At 60.6% G+C, this 18,132-nt stretch carries 19 protein-coding genes; 15 read left to right on the forward strand and 4 right to left on the reverse strand.

Annotated elements, in window-relative coordinates:
* Positions 1–71: 71 nt before the first annotated feature.
* Positions 72–284: a three-helix bundle dimerization domain-containing protein gene (locus QFZ57_RS20285; RefSeq protein WP_306901709.1), complete on the forward strand. Its 213-nt coding sequence runs from the start codon at positions 72–74 to the stop codon at positions 282–284.
* 404 nt (positions 285–688) lie between these two features.
* Here the strand turns inward: QFZ57_RS20285 and QFZ57_RS20290 are convergent, their stop codons facing one another.
* Positions 689–1,222: a hypothetical protein gene (locus QFZ57_RS20290; protein ID WP_306901710.1), complete on the reverse strand. Its 534-nt coding sequence runs from the start codon at positions 1,220–1,222 to the stop codon at positions 689–691.
* A gap of 98 nt (positions 1,223–1,320) precedes the next feature.
* Positions 1,321–2,334, reverse strand: coding sequence for a LysM peptidoglycan-binding domain-containing protein (locus tag QFZ57_RS20295; RefSeq protein WP_306901711.1), 1,014 nt, complete (start codon positions 2,332–2,334; stop codon positions 1,321–1,323).
* 344 nt (positions 2,335–2,678) lie between these two features.
* Here QFZ57_RS20295 and QFZ57_RS20300 point away from each other — a divergent pair, with 344 nt between their 5' ends.
* From QFZ57_RS20300 to QFZ57_RS20325, 6 genes are all read left to right on the forward strand, one after another.
* A complete protein-coding gene (locus QFZ57_RS20300) occupies positions 2,679–2,945 on the forward strand; it encodes a glutaredoxin family protein (protein WP_306901713.1) in 267 nt (88 codons plus the stop codon).
* Between the two features lie 5 nt (positions 2,946–2,950).
* The gene (locus tag QFZ57_RS20305) at positions 2,951–3,850 is read left to right on the forward strand and encodes a single-stranded DNA-binding protein (protein ID WP_306901714.1); all 900 of its coding nucleotides are present in this window, start codon (positions 2,951–2,953) and stop codon (positions 3,848–3,850) included.
* A gap of 124 nt (positions 3,851–3,974) precedes the next feature.
* Entirely contained in the window at positions 3,975–4,337 is a 363-nt protein-coding gene (locus QFZ57_RS20310; protein ID WP_306901715.1) for a hypothetical protein, read from the forward strand.
* Between the two features lie 56 nt (positions 4,338–4,393).
* Positions 4,394–4,660, forward strand: coding sequence for a ParB family protein (locus QFZ57_RS20315; RefSeq protein ID WP_306901716.1), 267 nt, complete (start codon positions 4,394–4,396; stop codon positions 4,658–4,660).
* Positions 4,661–4,662: 2 nt separating this feature from the next.
* Positions 4,663–4,950 carry a helix-turn-helix domain-containing protein gene (locus QFZ57_RS20320; protein WP_306901717.1) on the forward strand — a complete coding sequence of 96 codons (288 nt, stop codon included), beginning with the start codon at positions 4,663–4,665 and terminating at the stop codon, positions 4,948–4,950.
* A gap of 486 nt (positions 4,951–5,436) precedes the next feature.
* Positions 5,437–6,213: a hypothetical protein gene (locus QFZ57_RS20325; protein WP_306901718.1), complete on the forward strand. Its 777-nt coding sequence runs from the start codon at positions 5,437–5,439 to the stop codon at positions 6,211–6,213.
* Between the two features lie 497 nt (positions 6,214–6,710).
* Here QFZ57_RS20325 and QFZ57_RS20330 read toward each other — a convergent pair whose 3' ends face one another.
* Positions 6,711–7,019 (reverse strand): hypothetical protein, encoded by a 309-nt coding sequence (locus QFZ57_RS20330; RefSeq protein ID WP_306901719.1) that lies wholly within the window; start codon positions 7,017–7,019, stop codon positions 6,711–6,713.
* 253 nt (positions 7,020–7,272) lie between these two features.
* Here QFZ57_RS20330 and QFZ57_RS20335 point away from each other — a divergent pair, with 253 nt between their 5' ends.
* From QFZ57_RS20335 to QFZ57_RS20350, 4 genes are all read left to right on the forward strand, one after another.
* The gene (locus QFZ57_RS20335) at positions 7,273–7,662 is read left to right on the forward strand and encodes a MobC family plasmid mobilization relaxosome protein (protein ID WP_306901720.1); all 390 of its coding nucleotides are present in this window, start codon (positions 7,273–7,275) and stop codon (positions 7,660–7,662) included.
* A 4-nt stretch (positions 7,663–7,666) separates the two neighbouring features.
* Positions 7,667–9,307, forward strand: a complete 1,641-nt coding sequence (locus QFZ57_RS20340; RefSeq protein WP_306901721.1) for a relaxase/mobilization nuclease domain-containing protein — start codon at positions 7,667–7,669, stop codon at positions 9,305–9,307.
* Positions 9,308–9,337: 30 nt separating this feature from the next.
* Complete coding sequence (locus QFZ57_RS20345; RefSeq protein WP_306901722.1) at positions 9,338–10,567, forward strand: hypothetical protein; 1,230 nt, start codon at positions 9,338–9,340, stop codon at positions 10,565–10,567.
* Between the two features lie 74 nt (positions 10,568–10,641).
* Positions 10,642–11,673, forward strand: a complete 1,032-nt coding sequence (locus QFZ57_RS20350; RefSeq protein ID WP_306901723.1) for a PDDEXK nuclease domain-containing protein — start codon at positions 10,642–10,644, stop codon at positions 11,671–11,673.
* Positions 11,674–11,746: 73 nt separating this feature from the next.
* Here QFZ57_RS20350 and QFZ57_RS20355 read toward each other — a convergent pair whose 3' ends face one another.
* Positions 11,747–12,352, reverse strand: coding sequence for a glycerol-3-phosphate responsive antiterminator (locus QFZ57_RS20355; protein WP_306901724.1), 606 nt, complete (start codon positions 12,350–12,352; stop codon positions 11,747–11,749).
* 359 nt (positions 12,353–12,711) lie between these two features.
* Between QFZ57_RS20355 and QFZ57_RS20360 the strand changes: the two genes are divergently transcribed.
* The 4 genes from QFZ57_RS20360 (at position 12,712) to QFZ57_RS20375 (ending at position 17,855) form a co-directional block, all read left to right on the forward strand.
* Positions 12,712–14,175 carry an FAD-binding oxidoreductase gene (locus QFZ57_RS20360; RefSeq protein ID WP_306901725.1) on the forward strand — a complete coding sequence of 488 codons (1,464 nt, stop codon included), beginning with the start codon at positions 12,712–12,714 and terminating at the stop codon, positions 14,173–14,175.
* Between the two features lie 92 nt (positions 14,176–14,267).
* Positions 14,268–15,056, forward strand: a complete 789-nt coding sequence (locus QFZ57_RS20365) for an SDR family NAD(P)-dependent oxidoreductase (protein WP_306901726.1) — start codon at positions 14,268–14,270, stop codon at positions 15,054–15,056.
* A gap of 24 nt (positions 15,057–15,080) precedes the next feature.
* A complete protein-coding gene (locus QFZ57_RS20370; protein WP_306901727.1) occupies positions 15,081–16,517 on the forward strand; it encodes an FGGY-family carbohydrate kinase in 1,437 nt (478 codons plus the stop codon).
* A gap of 12 nt (positions 16,518–16,529) precedes the next feature.
* Entirely contained in the window at positions 16,530–17,855 is a 1,326-nt protein-coding gene (locus tag QFZ57_RS20375; RefSeq protein WP_306901728.1) for an MFS transporter, read from the forward strand.
* The last annotated feature ends 277 nt before the right edge of the window (positions 17,856–18,132 follow it).

Consider the following 18,132-nt stretch of genomic DNA (forward strand, 5'->3'; position numbering starts at 1 on the left):
GGCGAAGAAGCTTGACTCCAAACAATAATAGCAAGCATGCTTATCATTCAAGCTGCGGCACAGACTCAACGATGAGGGGAACGATGGAGTGCAATGACGAACAGCACGCTGTGGTGTCGGTAATCAACAACCTGGCCGGCAGGTTTCCGGGCCGCGCCAGGACCGACATCGAGGACGCGGTCTGCGAAGAGTATTCAACCTTCAATTCGGGTCCGGTGCGGACGATGGTACCCGCCCTGGTCGAGCGCGCCGCCATCAAGCAACTCCAAGGCAGCTGCCTGTAGAAGCACCTCGGACACGTTCCCCATGGTCCATACCCTGCGCTGCCGACGCACCGGCCGCGGGGGTCAATGATCACCAGCAGGGACGACACCTATTCAGGCTGCCCGCCAAGCACTCGCGCGAACGTCAGCCGGGCGTCCGTAGCCATCTCAGGCGCATGGGGGCTGCCGCCGGGGGAACCTACGGGGATGGCCACAGTCGCCGGCGGCGTCACTGTCGATTTCAGAAGCTGACTGCACAGCTGCCCGCTGAATCCCGCGGTTTGTGCACACGGGTTGTGATTAGTGACTGCCCGCTACTCCTGTGCACAAGTGTCCGCCTGCCCTGCACACCTGTTCACAAATCAGCGACCTCAATGAGTCTTGAACCTCAGCCCGGCACCCCGCGGGAGTGCTCCGGCCACATTTCAGTTCGTCCATCCTGCAGCTGAGGGATAAACAGGGGCCTTTTTCATCCGCATGACGATAACGCATCGGGAGATGATGAGCGCGTTCAGGCCGAGCGCGCTGAACTCGACTCCGCCAGGTGACTTTGTCATCATATAGAGGACGATCAGGATGGATGCAGCGGCCGTCAGGATAATAGCGCCGACCAAAGGTGGCCTGGACGTGGAGTGACGGGCAATGATGTTCCAGGTCCCTACTCCGATGTAGGCCAGGGCTAGTACGCAGAAGACCGCGATGATCGTTATGACGTGGCTCATGGCATCGCCGGGGATGTAGCCGCCGGACGTCGCGGCCGTATTCATTGCGCGGATGACCACGGAGATGTCGGTATAAGCGTAGAAGCCCGACATGAGGCCCAGGAACACGGAACTGCACCCCAGGACGAGCCGCCACCGCCGGGACTTCTCAGCGTCCAGCGGGGAGAGGATTTCTACCTCGGGTTCTGGCTTCGAAAGCCATGGCTGCTGGTGGGAATACTGCTGGTCATAGCTCATACGGGCGGCGCTCCTTCAAGCACATGCAGAAGCGCTCTTTGGCGGCGGCGATAGCAGCGCCTGGAGCGCCCAGCGGCATGGTCAGTGGTTCCACCGGGTTATTGGTGGATAGGTTTGGTCAGGTTGAGGCTGATGGTCTGGCCCGGGGCCAGTTCGTCGGCGGACAGATCAGTGAAGTCGTACCAGACGCGGTCTGTGCCGGTGAGTGGGCGGTTCGCCGCTGACAGATCTGCGATCTCGGGGATCCCGAAGCGGAAGGCGACCTGGCGCTGGGTGTCCCCGGGTGCCGTGGTGTAAGTCAGAGGAATCCCGTCGGCGTCGGTGGTGAAGGTGCCCTGTGCACCGTCGATCGTGACTTCGCCGGGCATGAGTCTTACCTTGGTTCCCGCCGGGATGGGCCGGTCTGCTGCAAGGGTTGTGTTCCACCGGAGCAACTGGTCTGTGGTGCACCGGAATTGGTAGCCGATGCTGTCGAAAGAGTCACCGTCGACGGTGGTGTAGTAAATGGCTTGGCCGAAAGAATTTTTAACGCTCTTTCCTTGGCCGGATCTGCTATCGACGGGGTTTTTCTGGAGCTGGATGTGGTTGCCGGCCCGGACAAAGAAGACGTTCCCCTTCTCGTACGTGAACGCCACCTTGTTCGCTTCCGCCAACTGCTCATCGGTCAGGTTGAACCGGTAGGTGATCCCCGCCAGGCTGTCTTCGGGCTCAATTGTGTAACTCGTTGGAACGCCGTTTGCGTCAACCGTGGCAGCGCCCATGGCACCCGGCATGGGACCGTCCGGGATCAGCCGCAGCCGTGTGCCCGGAGTGAGGGGAGCTCCGGGCTGGAGTCCGTTGAACCCGGCGACCTTCGCCTCGGATAGCTTGTACGCCGCCGCGACGGCCGAGAGGGTGTCTCCAGGAACGGTGGTGTAGAAGTCGGCGTTGCCAAACGAGTCCTGTACAGTTTCTCCACTCAGGGCCGGCTTCGCGGTGGAAGACGCAACTGCAACGGGGGTCGTCTTGACGACGGCCGGTTGCGCCTGGCTTGGAGCACCCTCGTAAGTGCACCCTGCCAGTCCCAGCGACAGCACAACAACCAGCGCTGGCCGGACTAGGGGCAGGCCCATCGTCGTCTTTGATGTACTGCCAGTTCCCGCCATCAATGTGCCCCCAAATAGGTCCGGCGTAGCCGAGTCAAGGCCCACAACGGACCAAAAGCGAGCCTAGTGGATGAACCGTGAGCGGGCTGTGCAGATGACTTCTGACATCCGTGCAGTCAGCTTCTGAAATCGACAATCTTCTTGTAGCGCAGTGAGATAGAGCTGCATACCCTTGGCAGCACAAGTACCAATAAAAACCCTTGGAAATACGGGCTAAAACCCCTATTCATTCAGTTGAATGATTGCTAAAATTGAGGTAGCAAGTCACCCAGACGAACGAAACTTATTTGATACGAAACCAGGTGCTGAAAATGACTGCAACACCGGCCGCTTACACGGTTTACACCAAGCCCGATTGCCCGAACTGCGAAAAGACGAAGGACTACTTCGACTCCAAGGGCATCACCTATACGACCGTGGACATCACCGAAGTCCCGGCAGCGCTGGAGTACATCACCGCCGAACTCGGCTACTCCCAGGCACCCGTGGTCGTGAACAACTCCGATGACCAGGACCACTGGTCCGGCCTGCGCCGTGACAAGCTTGTCCACGCGGCCATGAGTCACAAGGCGGCGTGAGGACCGTGACGAACTTTCGCCCGGTCGTCGGGTTCAAACTCAGCCCGCGGATCCCGTTGGAGGTGGACCTGTTCCGGCAGGTCAACCCCAGCGGCAGGATCTACCCCGACGTTGTGGAACCCGACGTTGTAGAGCCCGCCATTGTGGAACCCCTCATGGAGGACCTGTGCGAGGGCTTTTACGCCGTCCCGGACAAGGGAGGGGATGACCGGTACCTTGAGGCGATCAGCCGAGCCCCGCTCGGGGAAGGCGGGCTCTGGGACGAGCACACCGCGAACCAGTACCAACCCAACGACCTCACCCACGAAGAACCGGGTGGGACCGAACCTCAGAACGAACCCACAACACACACCGAGAACATCACCAGCACACGAGGAAAAGGAACCATCATGGCCGGCGAAACCACGATTACTGTCATTGGAAACCTGACATCAGATCCAGAGCTGAGATTCACTCCGAGTGGGTCGGCCGTAGCGAACTTCACCATCGCTTCAACGTCCAGGACCTTCGACCGTCAGTCCAACGAGTGGAAGGACGGGGAGACGCTTTTCCTCCGTGCCAGCGTGTGGCGGGAAGCTGCTGAGAACGTAGCCGAGTCCCTGACCAAAGGCATGCGCGTCATCGTCACGGGCCGGTTGAAGTCCCGATCCTATGAAACCAAGGAAGGCGAGAAGCGCACCGTGATCGAGCTCGAAGTGGACGAGATCGGTCCCTCACTCCGCTCCGCCAACGCCAAGGTCAACCGCACGCAGCGCGGCAACCAGGGCGGCCAGGGGAACGGCCTCCAAGGCAACGGCAACAACCAGCCACAGTCCGGCCCGCAGGATGATCCCTGGGCCGTGCCGGCCAACAGCAACGCCGCCGGGGGATGGGGCAACGGACCCGACTCTGAACCCCCCTTCTAAAACAGCCCAAGCGTCGGGGGCAGCCGATACGCTGACCCCGACGCACGACTGTCCGAATCCCGGTCAGAGAACACCAGGGACGCGTAGCTGAAACGGCGCGTCCCCTAGAAGCAAGGAGCCCTCCATGAGTGATGAAACGCCCGCCGTTGTCCAGGAAGCCGATGCCATCTATGACGCGGTACGCGCGATCTGCCACATGAGCGAAACTCACCCGGCGCCCATGGTGTACAAGGTGCTGGGAAATCTGAAAGGAGCCACGGGGCACATGTTGGCCCAGGCCCTTCAGCAACTCGCCGCCGGCCTGGAGAGGTCAGTTACCGAATACAACGTCTACGAGGATGACGGCCGGGATCCGGCTCAGTCTGCCGCCGTGGCCGCTGAGCATATGCGTGCTGCCGCTGGCTTGGCTGCACAGCTCGGCGAACATTTGGCCGAGGCGCAGAACGCCATCGCCGGGCAGGGATACAAAACAGAGGGGGACTCATGATCAGCAATCTGGGGACCTGCCCGAGTGCACCGGGCGCCTGAAAGCAGAGATTCTTGATGGCGAAACCAAAGAAGGTTCCGGCATTCACCCCGTACTACACCGAAGACCAGGCCGGGCAGGTCCGTGCCGCGTTCAAGGCGGCCGGCCTGCAGGAGGGCGATGCCAGCGTCTCGGATTTCATCGTCCGTGCGACGATGCGTGAAGTGAAGCGTCTGCAGCGCAAGTACAACGGCGGCAAGCCGTGGCCTCCCGTGCAGGCCGGCGAGCTGCGGCGAGGGCAGAGGACGATGGATGAAATGCAGCACCGAAACGAGGAAACGTAACGATGGGCCAGTGGACTGACGAAGTGAACAAGACCGGCGTCCGGACGTCTCTGCCGTTCCCGAAGATGCTGACGATGGCCGAGGTCCAGGAAATTCTGAACCTTGGAAAACCGATGGTCTACGCGCTCCTGCGAAGCGGCGAGCTGAGGGGAGCGCAGTTCGGGCCCAGGGGCATCTGGCGGGTCCGGGAAGACGACCTGGCAGCGTACATTGATGCCGCTTACGAGAAGACAGCGGAACGGATCGCGTCCGGCCAGGTGCCCGAGGGCGAGACCCCCGCGGACAACTAAACCGCGAGCGTTTGAGACAGGGAAGGGCGGCACGCAATGACGGGTGCCGGCCTTCCTCTCTTTCTGACCAGGCTCGCTTCTTGTGAAGCCTCTTGCTGCGGCTGGTGCCATTGTTCGGATCACGCGGGGCTGCGGAAGTCGGTGGTGATTAGCGCCGCCCTGCAGCTTGTGGTTGTCACCGCCCTGTACCGGCCCGGGAAGCCCCCCTGTGCCTTAGAAGCCAGCCCCCGCGAGTGGTTCCGTGTGCACTCAGGGATACCCCCCTCCGCGGTCCTGTGTCGTCCCTGCTGAAGAAAACCTGCCGCCCCTTCGGGTGCGTCGGCAGTGTCGGTCTTGGACCATGGGGAAAGCTGCCGCTGGTGCGTGCTGGCGTTCGAGACTGTGCTGCATTCGCGGTTTCGGCGGAGAGGTTCGTGCTCGTGGTGAGCTGGCGTCTGTGTGTGCGGTCAACCTTGACTTGCCGCCCCGGAGAGTACACGATCAGCCATGGGCACACCCACACCTGAGGACCGGCCAAAGTCGTGGAAAAGGCATTTGCCCGAAATGGGGCGGCAACTCCTGGTGACGTTTCTGGGCTCGTTGTTCGCCATCGGGCTCGCCATCGGGGTCACACCGGTTCTTCCCCTTTTCGACGAAGCATTGAGTCGGTGGCAGTACGTCGTGCCCACCTGCGGGGACCCTCGGGGACTGGAGTTACTAGACATTGCAGCGATGCAAGCAAAGGGTGACGCGAAGGTCGAAGTGTCGTCCGAGTCCGGGGAGAAAAGCCAAAGAGCAATTAATGCCTTCGACGGTCGTCCTGGCTCCGGATGGGTGCCAGAGACTGTGTCCCCCCGAGACGATGCCGCCGCGGCAGCCTCGGCTGAAGCCTCCAAAGACCGGATGGTCCTGACTTTCACAAGTCCTCAGCGGATCGCTCTGATGTGTGTCGTTAATGGCAACGCCAGTGATTGGAATTCCTACATACGGGCAGACCGTGCCCGTACTGTGGAGGTCCGTCTCGGTGAAGGGGAGCAAGAAGTCACCCGCAGTACCTCGCTGCGTACGCTGCCGCAAAATGAGCTACAAAACCGCCAGGACCTCAAGGTGCCTGACCCAAAGACTTTGTGGGCTTCCAATGCGTACAAGCAGGTATCCCTTACGTTGCTCAACCGTTACCTGGGATCGCAGGTCGACGATCCGAATACGGGGGAGGTAGTCGACGAAGCCTCCCGTTTGGTGATGCTCGCCGAGGTGGAGGTATGGATTGACAAGAAGCAGTGACGTTTGGTTCGCGTCACCTGACGGATGACGACTTGGCGCGCCCATTTCAACTGAACGATGTTGCGTTCGCCCATGAAAATTGACATCGCTTCGGCACGTGGCTCTTCGAACGCCTCGTGCTGATTAGGTCGCCGCCCTGCTACTTGTGTTTGTCCCCGCCCCGTACCAGCCCGGGAAGCCCCCTGTGCCATAGAAGCCACCCCCTGGTAGTGGTGCCGCGTGTGCCGCTGTGTGGTCCTGTGTCGTCCCTGCCGAAGAAAACCCGAGCGCTCCTCCGGGCATGTCGGCAGCGCAAGTCTTGGACCATGGGGAACTTATCCGTCGGTGTGCTGGCACTGTCGAGGCTGTGCACATGCGCCGGTAACCGATGGTGACGTTCCCTCGGGGGTGTCCTGGCGCTTGTGTGCAGCCGGTCACTTGGGTCCCGTCGTCCACATGTGTGCGGGAAAAGCCCGAAGGAGTTAGCTTTTGCCGTGCCCATGTGGGCGAGGGCAAGCTTACTCAGCCTCGGTAGCCCCGCAGTCTGAGGACGGGGAACCCTCGTCCGTGGTCCGGGTGGTGGCCGGCTTCCGGCGTCGCGCTGCGGCGCCGGATTCAAGCCCGAGTTTTTTCAGCTCCTCGGGGCTCCAGCCGTCTTTGGTGGCGCGCACGTAGGCGCGCTTGTCTTCACGTTCTGCGTCGGCGAGCTGTTCGCGCAGGTCAGTGATCCGCTGCCTGGTCTTGACCAGGTTCGTGACGGATTCGATGCGTGAGTCCAGGAGGGCGCGGGCCTGGTTGCGGGTCTGTTCGATGTCGATGGTTGGCATGCACCCACGGTAACCACAGGGGCAGCGGTTTTTCGGGCAGCGACGCGCAGCGGCGTGCCACTTCCGGGAGCGGAGCACCACAAAGGGAGGAGAAGCGTGGGAGCCGTTTGAGGCGCAGCAAGCTATACATTTACACGGGTGTAAATGGCGTGTCGCTCATGCTCCTGTGGTTGTTTGCTTGACACACTGGTCGTGTGGCCCCCGGGTTTCGGGGTTGCTGCGCTGGGCCGTTTTGAGGGAATTGGGGGAGTGCGTGTCTGAAGAGAGTGTGCCGCGTTCCCGCCTTTCGAAGCGGCGCCGCGCGAATTCCCCGGCGGGGACGAAGAAGCGCCGTGATGTCTGGGTGACAGCGGAGGAGGAAGCGGCTCTGGTTGCGAGGGCTGCGCGGGAGAAGGTCACGGTCCCGAACCTGCTGCTTACCGCTGCTTTGTCGGGGTCGTCGGAGACGCCGACGGAGCGTAAGGCGGCGATGGCTGAACTGATGGCAATCCATACGTTGTTGGCGCGGGTGTCGAACAACGTGAACCAGATTGCCCGGCATGCCAACGCGGGCGATGAATTCCCCCAGGATGCCCAGGCGACACTTGCGTATGTGCGAGAGGTTGCGATGCGGATTGACCGGACGATTGAGGGGCTGATGTAGGGAGATGATTCCGAACATCACCCGCGGCTCCCGCATGTCCGGGCTGCTGCTTTACCTGGCCTCCACGGACACTGATAAGACGAAGAACGCCCACACCGATCCCCACCTGGTTGCCGGGGACGCGGCCATCATGGCGTGGTACGACGACGGCGTCCTGGACAGGGACGACGCGGTGGCGATCGCGAAGCATCTGGACCAGCCCCGCGAGGCCTTCGGCGTCGAGGTGCTGCAGAAGGATTTCCGCTGGGACCCGGTCAAAAAGGAACGGGTACCGAACGGCCACAAGCAGGCCGACGTGTGGCACTGCTCCCTGAGCCTCCGTGCCGAAGAAGGCGCCCTGACCGACCAGCAGTGGGGCGACATCGCGCACGACTTCGTCGACGCCATGGGCTTCACCGAGGCAAGCGGAAAAGCCCAGTGCCGGTGGGTGGCGATCAACCACGGAACGAGTGAGAACGGGAACCACCACATCCACATCGCGGTGTCCCTGGTCCGCGAAGACGGCACCAAAGCCTCCACCCATGGCGACTACAAACGCGCACAAAAGACCTGCCGCGAACTGGAAACCAAGTACGGCCTCGAAGAGCTCTCCAGCGTGCACGCCACCCGCGGCTATGACCGGGCCGAAAAGGCCACCGCGGTCCGGGACGACCGCGAAATGCACCGTGCTTCCCTGGCCCGCAAGGTACGTGCCAGCGCCAGCGCCTCAGCTACCGAAGCTGAGTTCGTCCGCCGCGCCCGGGACACCGGACTGCTGGTCCGCCCGCGGTATGCCAAGAACACCACAGACGTCATAGTCGGGTACTCCGTCGCGGAGCGTCCCAAGCCGGGGGAGCGCCCTATCTGGTTCGGGGGTGGCACGCTTGCTTCCGACTTGAAGCTTGGTGCGTTGCGTGAGGAATGGATGGACTCACCGCACCTGGCTACCGAGGCCGCGGCGGAATGGAACGCCGCCGCTCGCAACAAGCGCAAGGTCTCCAAGGCCGGTCCCGAGCACGCCACCCCTTCAGCGGATGTATGGGTGGAATACACCCGAAACGCCGCAGCACTGGCTGACCAGCTGCGCACCATTCCGCGTGACGATCACGCGACCTGGGCGAAAGCAGCGCGTGAGGTATCCGGTGCCTTTGCAGCATGGTCGTACCGGCTGGAACATACGCCCGGTCCTCTGGCCGCCACAGCTGCCGAACTGTCCCGCACGGCCCAGCTTCGGGCTCCCCGGCAGCACGGCAAGCCCGTCGCGCTGCCATCAATTGCAGGCACGGCCATGTTGTTCATGGCAGCGTCGAGTAAGAACAAGACGGCCGCGCAAACAGCGCTCATGCTGCAGCTGATCAACACCGCGTTCGCGGTGTACGAGATGCACGCCCAGTCCGGCCGAGCCCGGGAAGCCCAACGCATCCGATCGGTGGTCGAAAACCAGCTGGCCCCGTTCACTGCGACGATGCCCAAGGCCGTTCCCGTAGGAGCCATACAACAGCCGGCCGAAGAGACTGCGGTGCGACCGAGGGCAGTCGATATTGCACGCCGCGGCATGGCACCGATCTGCCCGGGTTCGGTGGTTCCCACGACACCTACACCGGCGACACCAGCAAAGACCTATCAGCCCAGCCGCCGTGACTCCGGGCCGGGACTCGACCGATAAGAATCACACCACTAGTGCAAGGGGAACACCATGAGTGAATCAGACGGCATCGACGACTTTTTCGACAACGGGATGCGGCAATCCCTGATGATCGCCTCGCGCATCGCCGAGACGCTGGCGCGCCGCCGGCAGGAAGCCCAGCGACAGCAGGAACACCTGGACTCCCAGGCTGCGCATGAAGCCCAAGCGCGCCTTACGGCTGAACGCAGCTCAGCCCTCGCCGTCCTCGCGCCCGTACAGAAGGATGAGTGGTGGGACAAGGCACAGCCGTCTGACATCGCCCCGGCACACGCCGTCGCTGAGGGCTGGAAAGACCACGACCCCACCGCCCTTGAAGCCTCCGCGAAGATCCGCGAAGAAGTCCTCGCCCGATACGGTATCGACACACACGACATCGGCACGGACACCCCCTACCTTGAATCTGGGATCACGACTATCGCAACAGAGACGGCCCGGCTGGACGAGCTGACGCGCAGCCAGGAAGAAACACGGAAAGCCGCTGCCGAACACGAGAAAGCAATGCAGCTGATCGCGGCTGCGCAAGCAGAAGAACTTCGAGCCCAGGCGACAAAGCTGGCACCTGAAATGGAGCGCCACCAGGTACCCGTGGAGTACCTGGCAAACCCTGAACTGGCACAGGCCCTGCAGCGCGCCCATAACGCGAAAACGCCCAAAGCTGCTGCGGCTGCAGACGCTGACATCAAAGAGCGGCTGTTCCTCATCGGCAAGGACGGAATCAACGGCCCTGACATTGAGCAGCTGCGCAAAGAAACCACCGCGAACCTCAACGGTGCCGGCGAACCCCACTTCCAGGACCCCGAGTTCGTCAAAGCGGCCAAAGAGCTGCACGAAGCAAAGCTCCTTGCCGAGGGCGGCTTTGAAGGTTCGCAGTGGGCGTCCATCGAGCAGCGGTACGAACGGGCTGAAAAGGAACTTTTCGCCCGCCTCGAAGGTGTTGGCCGAGAGATCGAAGACCGCGTCACCGGGAACGACAGCACCCGCCCCAATGATCAGGGCCTCAAAGAAGAGACCGCATCAGTCGCCGGCTATGGCTCAGCCGAACATCATGAAAGGTTCGCCGAGTCCCTGGAGAACACCGGCGCTAAGGACACGCAGATCCGCGGCCGCCTTGCAGCAGCCCGCAGCGAGGGCACGCACCCCAGCGCCGCGGTCACGGTGGGAAAAGCAACAAAGGCGAGGAAGACGCGCGCGGGTGCAGCAGTAGGGGCTGAGCGGGCGAAGAACGGCCTCAGCCGGTAGCGGGGCAGCGTCTGGTCTGACCGGACATTGGGGCCGCGGCAAAGGCCGTCAGAGCCTCCGGATACTGTGGGACCATGACCCAGCTCGAACCGGACTTTCCTTCCGGCTATGCGGACCTGCTTGATGAACTGAAGATGCGCGTGCGTTCAGCCCGTACGGCCACCCTGCGCATAGTCAATACCCAGCTCGTGGAGCTTTACTGGACTATTGGTCAGTACGTCCGCAAAACACAGGAAGCTCAGGGCTGGGGGAGTGCGGTCATCAGGCAATTGTCTGAGGACCTTCGGAGAGAGTTCCCGGATATGAAGGGATTGTCCGCCCGAAACATCCAGTACATGACCACTTTCGCGAAGGCTTGGGACGAGGGGCCAATTGCGCAACAGGCTGTTGCGCAATTGCCCTGGGGCCATATCACCGTTCTTCTCGATAAACAGCTCGACCCTGCCACCAGGAATTGGTACGCATCGTCTGCTGTTGAGTTCGGATGGTCGCGCAACGTACTTCTGAACATGATCATGAACAAGACACTGGAACGCTCCGGCGCCGCCCCATCCAACTTTGCGCAACAGCTTGTTGCGCAGGATTCCGAACTCGCCCAGCAAATCGCCAAAGACCCATACAGCTTCGAATTTCTCGGCCTTTCCGGGGAAGTAGCAGAGCGGGATCTCGAACAGAAGCTGATGGACCGGATTACCGAGACCCTCCGCGAACTCGGGCCCGGATTCGCCTTCGTGGGCCGCCAGGTGCACTTCGACGTTGGCGGTGAGGACTTTTACATCGACCTGCTCTTTTTCCACGTTGAGCAACTCCGCTACATCGTCGTTGAACTTAAGACCGGGAAATTCAAGCCCGAGTACGCTGGCAAGCTCAACTTCTACATCGCTCTCGTAGATGACCGCCTACGGCGAGAAGCCCATGCTGAAACCGTAGGCATACTGATCTGCGGGAGCAAAAATGACCACATAGTCCGCTACAGCCTTGGCCGAACCACCTCGCCCATGGCCGTTGCCTCCTACACTTACGACGCACTTCCGCCCGACGTAAGGCAAGAGCTGCCCGATGCCGAATCAATCACCGCAGCCTTGGACTGGACTGAACCAGCCTGAACCAGCCGTCCTCGATAAAGAACGCCGGTGTACAGATTCGTTCTTTCGGGTTCGAACAGACCCCTTATCCGGATCACATCTGCCATACGTCGCGATTGGATGATGCGATGGCGACCGCACCGGCGCCCAATGCGCTGATGACATCCTGCTTGTCACATACCAGACCTCCGGCGATGAGCGGCAGGTCGGTGTCCTCGCGCACCCATGAAATGACGCGGGGCATGCAGCCAGGCAGTATCTCGATGGCGTCTGCGCCAGAAATGGCGACTTGCTTCGGCACATTGTTATAGCTAAATGAATCTACGAGGAAGAGCCGATGTATGGCGAGGAGCCCTACCGATTTCGCGTGCTTGATCATCGTGGATTTCGAGCTGAGCACGCCATCGGCCTCCGTGTGCTGCGTCAAGAAATCGATGACGACAGGCTTGGTCGAGAACCCGTCGACCAAGTCCACATCTACGAACACGATCCGCCCATCATCCTTCAAAGTTTTTACGATGTCCGTGATGGTCAGTACTGAGCCGAAAAGTACGAACACCACAGGGCAGTGCGTCCGCATCACTGCCCGCAACCCGTCCTCGTCTTTGATGCTCGCGATTACCGGATGCAGCAGCAGAATTTTCTCTATGGGGTGGGCTTTGTTGTCCAGCCCACCTTTGCCCGCGCGCGTAGTGGTCACCGATGGCCTCTTTCCGAGTTATTGAGTGATTGTAGCGTGGGCAAACCAAAGGCAGGACCCGCGGGAGAACGCACGGGCCGGATCAGTGAAGGGTTCCTCCCGGGGGCGGTCCCAAACGTCCCCGCTGAGCAGCAACAAGAAGTTTAGCTATCGGTTCAGTACCGATCGCTAGACGAGCCTTGTGACGCGTGCTACAGTAACGACAAACTTCATACACATTTCGCGATCATGCGGAATGGTTGCTAGAGACTAGAGAACAGCAACCTCCTTTTCCTTGGGAGGTTGCTGTTCTTTTTTTGTCTCATCTCCCATTTGAGGTCGTCTCTGTCCGATCTCCCTATGAAAAGGAACCCGACTCCTTGTCTCCCACCCTTACTGACCAGATCACACGCGAAGAGATCGTCGCTGCCTACACTGAGATGCTCGGCTCTGACCGTGTCATTACTGATGAACAGGTACTGAAAGAGAATAGCGTCGACCGCTACTACAAGGTCGAGAACATTTTCGGCGTCTACTCGCTCCCCCTGCCGGCCGCGGTCCTTAAGCCGGCGAGCACTGAGGACGTGGCGAAGATCCTGTCGTTCGCGAATGAGCACCTGATTAACGTCGTTCCGAAGACCGGCGGTAGCGCAACCGAGGGCGGCCTGGAGACCGTCATTGAGAACTCGATCGTGGTCGACGGCTCCACGATGGACCGGATCATCGATATCAACACTGAAGACATGCTCGCGACAGTGCAATGCGGGGTCGGCCTGGAGCAGCTCGAAAACGAACTCCGGGAGATGGGATATACCACCGGGCACTCGCCGCAGTCCAAGCCGCTGGCCCAATTCGGTGGACTCGTCGCGACCCGATCAATCGGGCAGTTCTCGACCCTTTACGGGGGCATCGAAGATATGGTCGTGGGTGTCGAAACGGTGTTTCCCAACGGGGAGATTTGCCGTATCAAGAACGTCCCCCGCCGCGCCGCCGGACCGGACATCCGCCACCTCGTTATCGGGAATGAAGGGGCGCTGAATTACATCACCGAAGTGACCGTCAAGATTTTCCGGTACTACCCCGAGAACAACAAGTTCTACGGATACCTGCTCAACGACATCAAGACCGGCCTCCAGATCCTCCGAGAGGTTGTTACCCAGGGGTACCGCCCGTCGGTCGCGCGTCTGTATGACAAGGAAGATGGCCTGTACCACTTCAAGCACTTCTCCGACGGCCGGTGCGTGCTGATTTTTGTGGCAGAAGGCCCTGAACGCATCGCCCAGGCGACCGGCACAGCGATCGAAGAGATCGTCGCCTCGTTCGAGGGCGCTGAACGGGTCGATGGAGCCCTGATCGAGGACTGGTTCAACCATCTTAACTGGGACGTATCCAAGCTCGAGGAAGAGCGCATCGAGATCCGGGAAACGCTCGTCAACGGGTTCACGACCGAGATCTCAGGCAACTGGAGCGTCATCGGCGACATCTACGAAAACGCGCTCACGCGCATTCGCGCGGAGATCCCCGCGCAGTTCACGATGCTGGGCGGGCACTCCAGCCACAGCTACCTCAACGGCACGAATATGTACTTTGTGTACTACTACAAGGTCGACGTTGACCCCACCGAAGAGCGGACAACGTACCACGACCCGATCCAGAACATCATTGTCGAGGAGACGCTGAAGCTCGGCGGCTCGATGTGTCACCACCACGGCGTCGGCAAGCACCGCACCCACTTCCTCGCGGAGGAGTACGGTTCATCGCTGTACATGCTCGAGACGCTCAAGTCGGCGTTCGACCCCAACGGAATCATGAACCGCGGGACAATTTTCCCACTTCAGAAGTAGCGAGAACCCTACGGGTATAGTGCCGGGACCCAGGTGGCCCCGGCCACACTCCCTCAAAACAGCTCCCTATTCCAACTAATTGACAGGCACTCATGAACGACATGAACATCGCCGATTTTGGCGCGGACTTTTTTTCCCTAAAAGGGAAAAACGCGATCGTCACCGGCGGCAATACAGGGCTCGGTCAGGCCTTCACCCTGGCGCTGGCGAAAATGGGTGCGAACGTCCTCGCGGCCAGCATTATGCCCGATGACGGCACCACCGCCACACTCGTGGAAGATGCAGGGTCCCGTTACTCCTACCTTCGCTCCGATATCACTGCCGAGGGAAACCCGAAGCGCGTGGTAGATGCGTGCATCGATGATTTCGGCAGCGTCGACATACTTATTAATTGCGCGGGCCGGGGCATCAACGAGCCCGACGTGTTGAAATTTACCCGCGCGCAGTGGGATCCGATGGTGGCCCTTAACCTCACCGCAGCCTTTGAGATGTCACACGCAGTAGCGCAGCATATGGTGCCCCAGCGCAGCGGCAAAATCATCAATATCTGCTCGGTTTTCTCGTTCCTGGGCGGCCAGTGGTCGCCGGCCTACGCGGCGACCAAACACGGCATTGCCGGGCTGACGAAGGCTTATTGCGACGAGCTCGCTCCGTTCGGCATCCAAGTCAACGGAATCGCACCCGGATACTACGCCACCGCACTGACCACTGAGACCCGGGCAAACGTCCAAGCCAACCAGCGCGTAATGGATCACGTCCCGGCGGGACGCTGGGGGCAAACGCAGGACCTCATGGGTGCAACGGCGTTCTTGGCCAGCCGCGCCTCGGACTACGTCAACGGTCATATTTTGAGCGTCGACGGCGGATACCTGGTGCGCTGAGCGCCGGAGGATAGCGACTAACAGATGACAAAGAAGTACATCGTGGGCATAGACGGCGGCTCGCAGAGCTCGAAGGTGCTCATTTTCGACACAGAGGGCCGGATCGTAAGCGAGGCCGCTGAAGCTTTGGCGCCGATGCACACCCCCAAGCCCGGCATAGCCGAACACCCTGACGATGACCTGTATGACACTATCGTGGCTGCGGCGCGCCGAGCACTCACCGCCTTCACCGGCGACGTAGCTGACATCGTCGGGGTGGGGCTCTGCACGATTCGGTGCTGCCGCGCCTTGGTGCGCGCAGACGGCACCCTCGCCGAGCCGGTGCAGAGTTGGATGGACCATCGTCTGTCACGCCCGTACGAGCACACGAACGACGAAGTCGCCTATGTGACAACCACGTCGGGGTATCTGATGGGACGGCTGACAGGAAACCGCACGGACACCGCGGCTAACTACATCGGCCCGTGGCCCATGGACGTGAACACATGGAACTGGTTCGCCGACCAGGAAACCTTCGATTCATTCAACGTGCCACACAACATGCTCTACAAGCTGCAGATGCCGGGGGAGATCGGCGGATACCTTACAGATGCGTTCGCTGCCGAGACCGGCATTCCCGCTGGCCTTCCTGTCGTGCACACCGCAAACGACAAGGCAACCGAGGCGCTCGGCGCGGGTCTGCGCGACGGGAGCACCGCGCTCATCTCGCTCGGCACGTACATCGCCGGCATGGTCGTCGGCGAAGACTTCGTGGCGGAGCCACAGAGCTATTTCACAAACTTCGCATCGGAGCCGAAGCGCTACATTTACGAGAGTGCAGGCATCCGCCGCGGAATGTGGACCGTGACGTGGCTGCGAAACCTGGTCGGCACCGAGATCGCGCAGGCAGCGTCAGATGCAGGGGTGTCTCCTGAACAACATCTGAATGCCCTTGCCGCTCAAGTTCCGGCAGGGTGCGACGGCCTCATGTGCGTCCTCGACTGGCTGGCCTCGCCAACGCAGCCGCACAAAAAGGGAATGTTCATCGGCTTCGATGAACGCCACGGATACGCGCATATGTACCGTGCGATTCTGGAGGGTATTTCGTTCCGGATGAAACAGAATGTAGCGGACATGGAAGCCGAGCTCGGCATCCAGGTCGAAAAGCTCGTCATCTCCGGTGGTGGTTCAAACAGCGATGTGGGGATGCAAATCTTCGCCGATATGTTCAATCTGCCCGTCGTGCGCAATGAAGTACGCAATGCGGCCGGGTTGGGGGCCGCGATTTGTGTGGCGGTCGCATGCGGCATCTACCGCGACATCGATGAGGCCACATCACGAATGGTGCACGAAGCCGACGGGTTCAGGCCCGACGCGGCCCGCGCGCAGCTATACCGAAAACTCGGCGCGGTCTATTCGGATATCTCTGCGGAGACCGATGCGATCCTCGAACGCACTCACAACATTCTGTCCGAACAATAGGAGTATGACGACATGCCCAAGCTCGCCCAATCAAGGAAGATTTTCGAGCTAGTCCTTTTGATCCTCGCCGCGGGATCAATCTATCCGTTGGTCTATTTGCGCCAGAACTTCGAAAAGACCATCCTCATCTCGTTCGACATGAACCAGGCGGAGCTGGCCAACCTGTATTCGATGCTCGGCATTATTTTCGTCATCGGGTATCTGCCCAGTGGATGGTTGGCCGATCGGTTCCCGGTCAAGTTCCTCATCATCTTCTCGTTGCTGCTAACGGCTGGCACCGGCCTGTGGTACGCGCAAGTCCCTGACAAGTCCTCTTTGGTGTACATCTATCTCATCTGGGGTTTCGCGACGGTCTTCACGTTCTGGAGCGCGATTCTGAAGACAGTGAACTTGCTCGCAGATGCGAACGAAGAAGGCCGCTATTTTGGTGCACTGGACGGCGGCCGCGGCCTGGTGGAGGCGATCCTGGCAAGCGCCGCGGTCATCGTGTTCTCGCTGGCTGCCGGCCCGGATGGGGCCGACGGGGCGGCAACGCGTGCTGGCTTCCATGCGGTCGTCTACATGTACTGCATTGCGATTATCGTGATCGCCGTCGGCTTGTTCTTCCTCATGCCGGGTGGCCGCGATAAGGAGATAAAGGCGGACGCGCAGAGCAAGGTAAACGTCAAGTCGACGTTTACCGCGATTGCGGGGATTCTGAAGATTCGCGAGGTGTGGGTGATGATCGTCATCCTCTTCTGCGGGTACACGTTGTTCTGGGGGCACTACTACTTCTCGGGCTTCTTGAACGTTAACCATGGAGTATCACAAGTGGGCGCAGGCGTCGTAACAGTGATCGTTCTCTGGATGCGGCCGATCGGTGGATTTGGCGGTGGATTCCTCGCAGACAAGTTCGGCCGATCCAGAGTGCTAACGCTTGCCATGGCGCTCACTGCGGCACTAATGATTGCCCTCGCAGTGCTGCCGGGCGGGTCACCGATCGGCCTAATCTACGTGCTGATTGTGGCGGCCGGTCTGGTGATGTACGTGGTACGAGGCGTGTACTGGTCCATTCTCGATGAGTGCCGTGTGCCGGTTGCGGTGACAGGTATCGCGATCGGGATCATCTCCTTCTTCGGCTACTTGCCCGACATTGTCCTGCCGCAAATCAGCAGCGCGATCTACACGAACTTCGGCGAGAATGTAGGGGGAGCAAACAGCGTCTACTTTGTCGTGACGGCGGTGATCGGCCTGATCGGTGCCGGGGCCGCAATGTACTTCACACTGCTGTTGAAGCGCCGCGCCGCCGCCGAGGCACTCGAGGCAAAAGCCGCACCTAACTCGGTGGTGGAAGCCTAAAGCAGGACGGCACGGAAGCGCCCCGTCCAAAGGTGGATATTACGGGTCGCTACGACCCACTGGTGAATGAGTTAAGTAGCCAAGAGTAGATCATGCGAAACGCTCGGCTGGAGTCGTCCAGCCGAGCGTTTTGCACGACACCATCGAGTTCCTGGACGGGTTCAACTTTCCTCAAGCCCGTAAGAGGACAGGGTGCAGATATGACCTCAGGGGGCCATCTGTCAGTTTGGAATCTATGACTCTTGGTCAGGGGAGTATAGAAATGCCTTGAAGGACT

The organism is Arthrobacter sp. B1I2 (assembly GCF_030816485.1).
In the GTDB taxonomy this organism is placed as follows: domain Bacteria; phylum Actinomycetota; class Actinomycetes; order Actinomycetales; family Micrococcaceae; genus Arthrobacter.

Bases quoted from the DNA above. Each gene is read 5' to 3' on its own strand.
- QFZ57_RS20370 (WP_306901727.1), top strand. From the start codon at position 15,081: ATGACAAAGAAGTACATCGTGGGCATAGACGGCGGCTCGCAGAGCTCG.
- QFZ57_RS20365 (WP_306901726.1), top strand. From the start codon at position 14,268: ATGAACGACATGAACATCGCCGATTTTGGCGCGGACTTTTTTTCCCTA.
- QFZ57_RS20325 (WP_306901718.1), top strand. From the start codon at position 5,437: ATGGGCACACCCACACCTGAGGACCGGCCAAAGTCGTGGAAAAGGCAT.
- QFZ57_RS20300 (WP_306901713.1), top strand. From the start codon at position 2,679: ATGACTGCAACACCGGCCGCTTACACGGTTTACACCAAGCCCGATTGC.
- QFZ57_RS20350 (WP_306901723.1), top strand. From the start codon at position 10,642: ATGACCCAGCTCGAACCGGACTTTCCTTCCGGCTATGCGGACCTGCTT.
- QFZ57_RS20285 (WP_306901709.1), top strand. From the start codon at position 72: ATGAGGGGAACGATGGAGTGCAATGACGAACAGCACGCTGTGGTGTCG.
- QFZ57_RS20295 (WP_306901711.1), bottom strand. From the start codon at position 2,334: ATGGGCCTGCCCCTAGTCCGGCCAGCGCTGGTTGTTGTGCTGTCGCTG.
- QFZ57_RS20330 (WP_306901719.1), bottom strand. From the start codon at position 7,019: ATGCCAACCATCGACATCGAACAGACCCGCAACCAGGCCCGCGCCCTC.
- QFZ57_RS20320 (WP_306901717.1), top strand. From the start codon at position 4,663: ATGGGCCAGTGGACTGACGAAGTGAACAAGACCGGCGTCCGGACGTCT.
- QFZ57_RS20340 (WP_306901721.1), top strand. From the start codon at position 7,667: ATGATTCCGAACATCACCCGCGGCTCCCGCATGTCCGGGCTGCTGCTT.
- QFZ57_RS20310 (WP_306901715.1), top strand. From the start codon at position 3,975: ATGAGTGATGAAACGCCCGCCGTTGTCCAGGAAGCCGATGCCATCTAT.
- QFZ57_RS20345 (WP_306901722.1), top strand. From the start codon at position 9,338: ATGAGTGAATCAGACGGCATCGACGACTTTTTCGACAACGGGATGCGG.
- QFZ57_RS20315 (WP_306901716.1), top strand. From the start codon at position 4,394: ATGGCGAAACCAAAGAAGGTTCCGGCATTCACCCCGTACTACACCGAA.
- QFZ57_RS20290 (WP_306901710.1), bottom strand. From the start codon at position 1,222: ATGAGCTATGACCAGCAGTATTCCCACCAGCAGCCATGGCTTTCGAAG.
- QFZ57_RS20375 (WP_306901728.1), top strand. From the start codon at position 16,530: ATGCCCAAGCTCGCCCAATCAAGGAAGATTTTCGAGCTAGTCCTTTTG.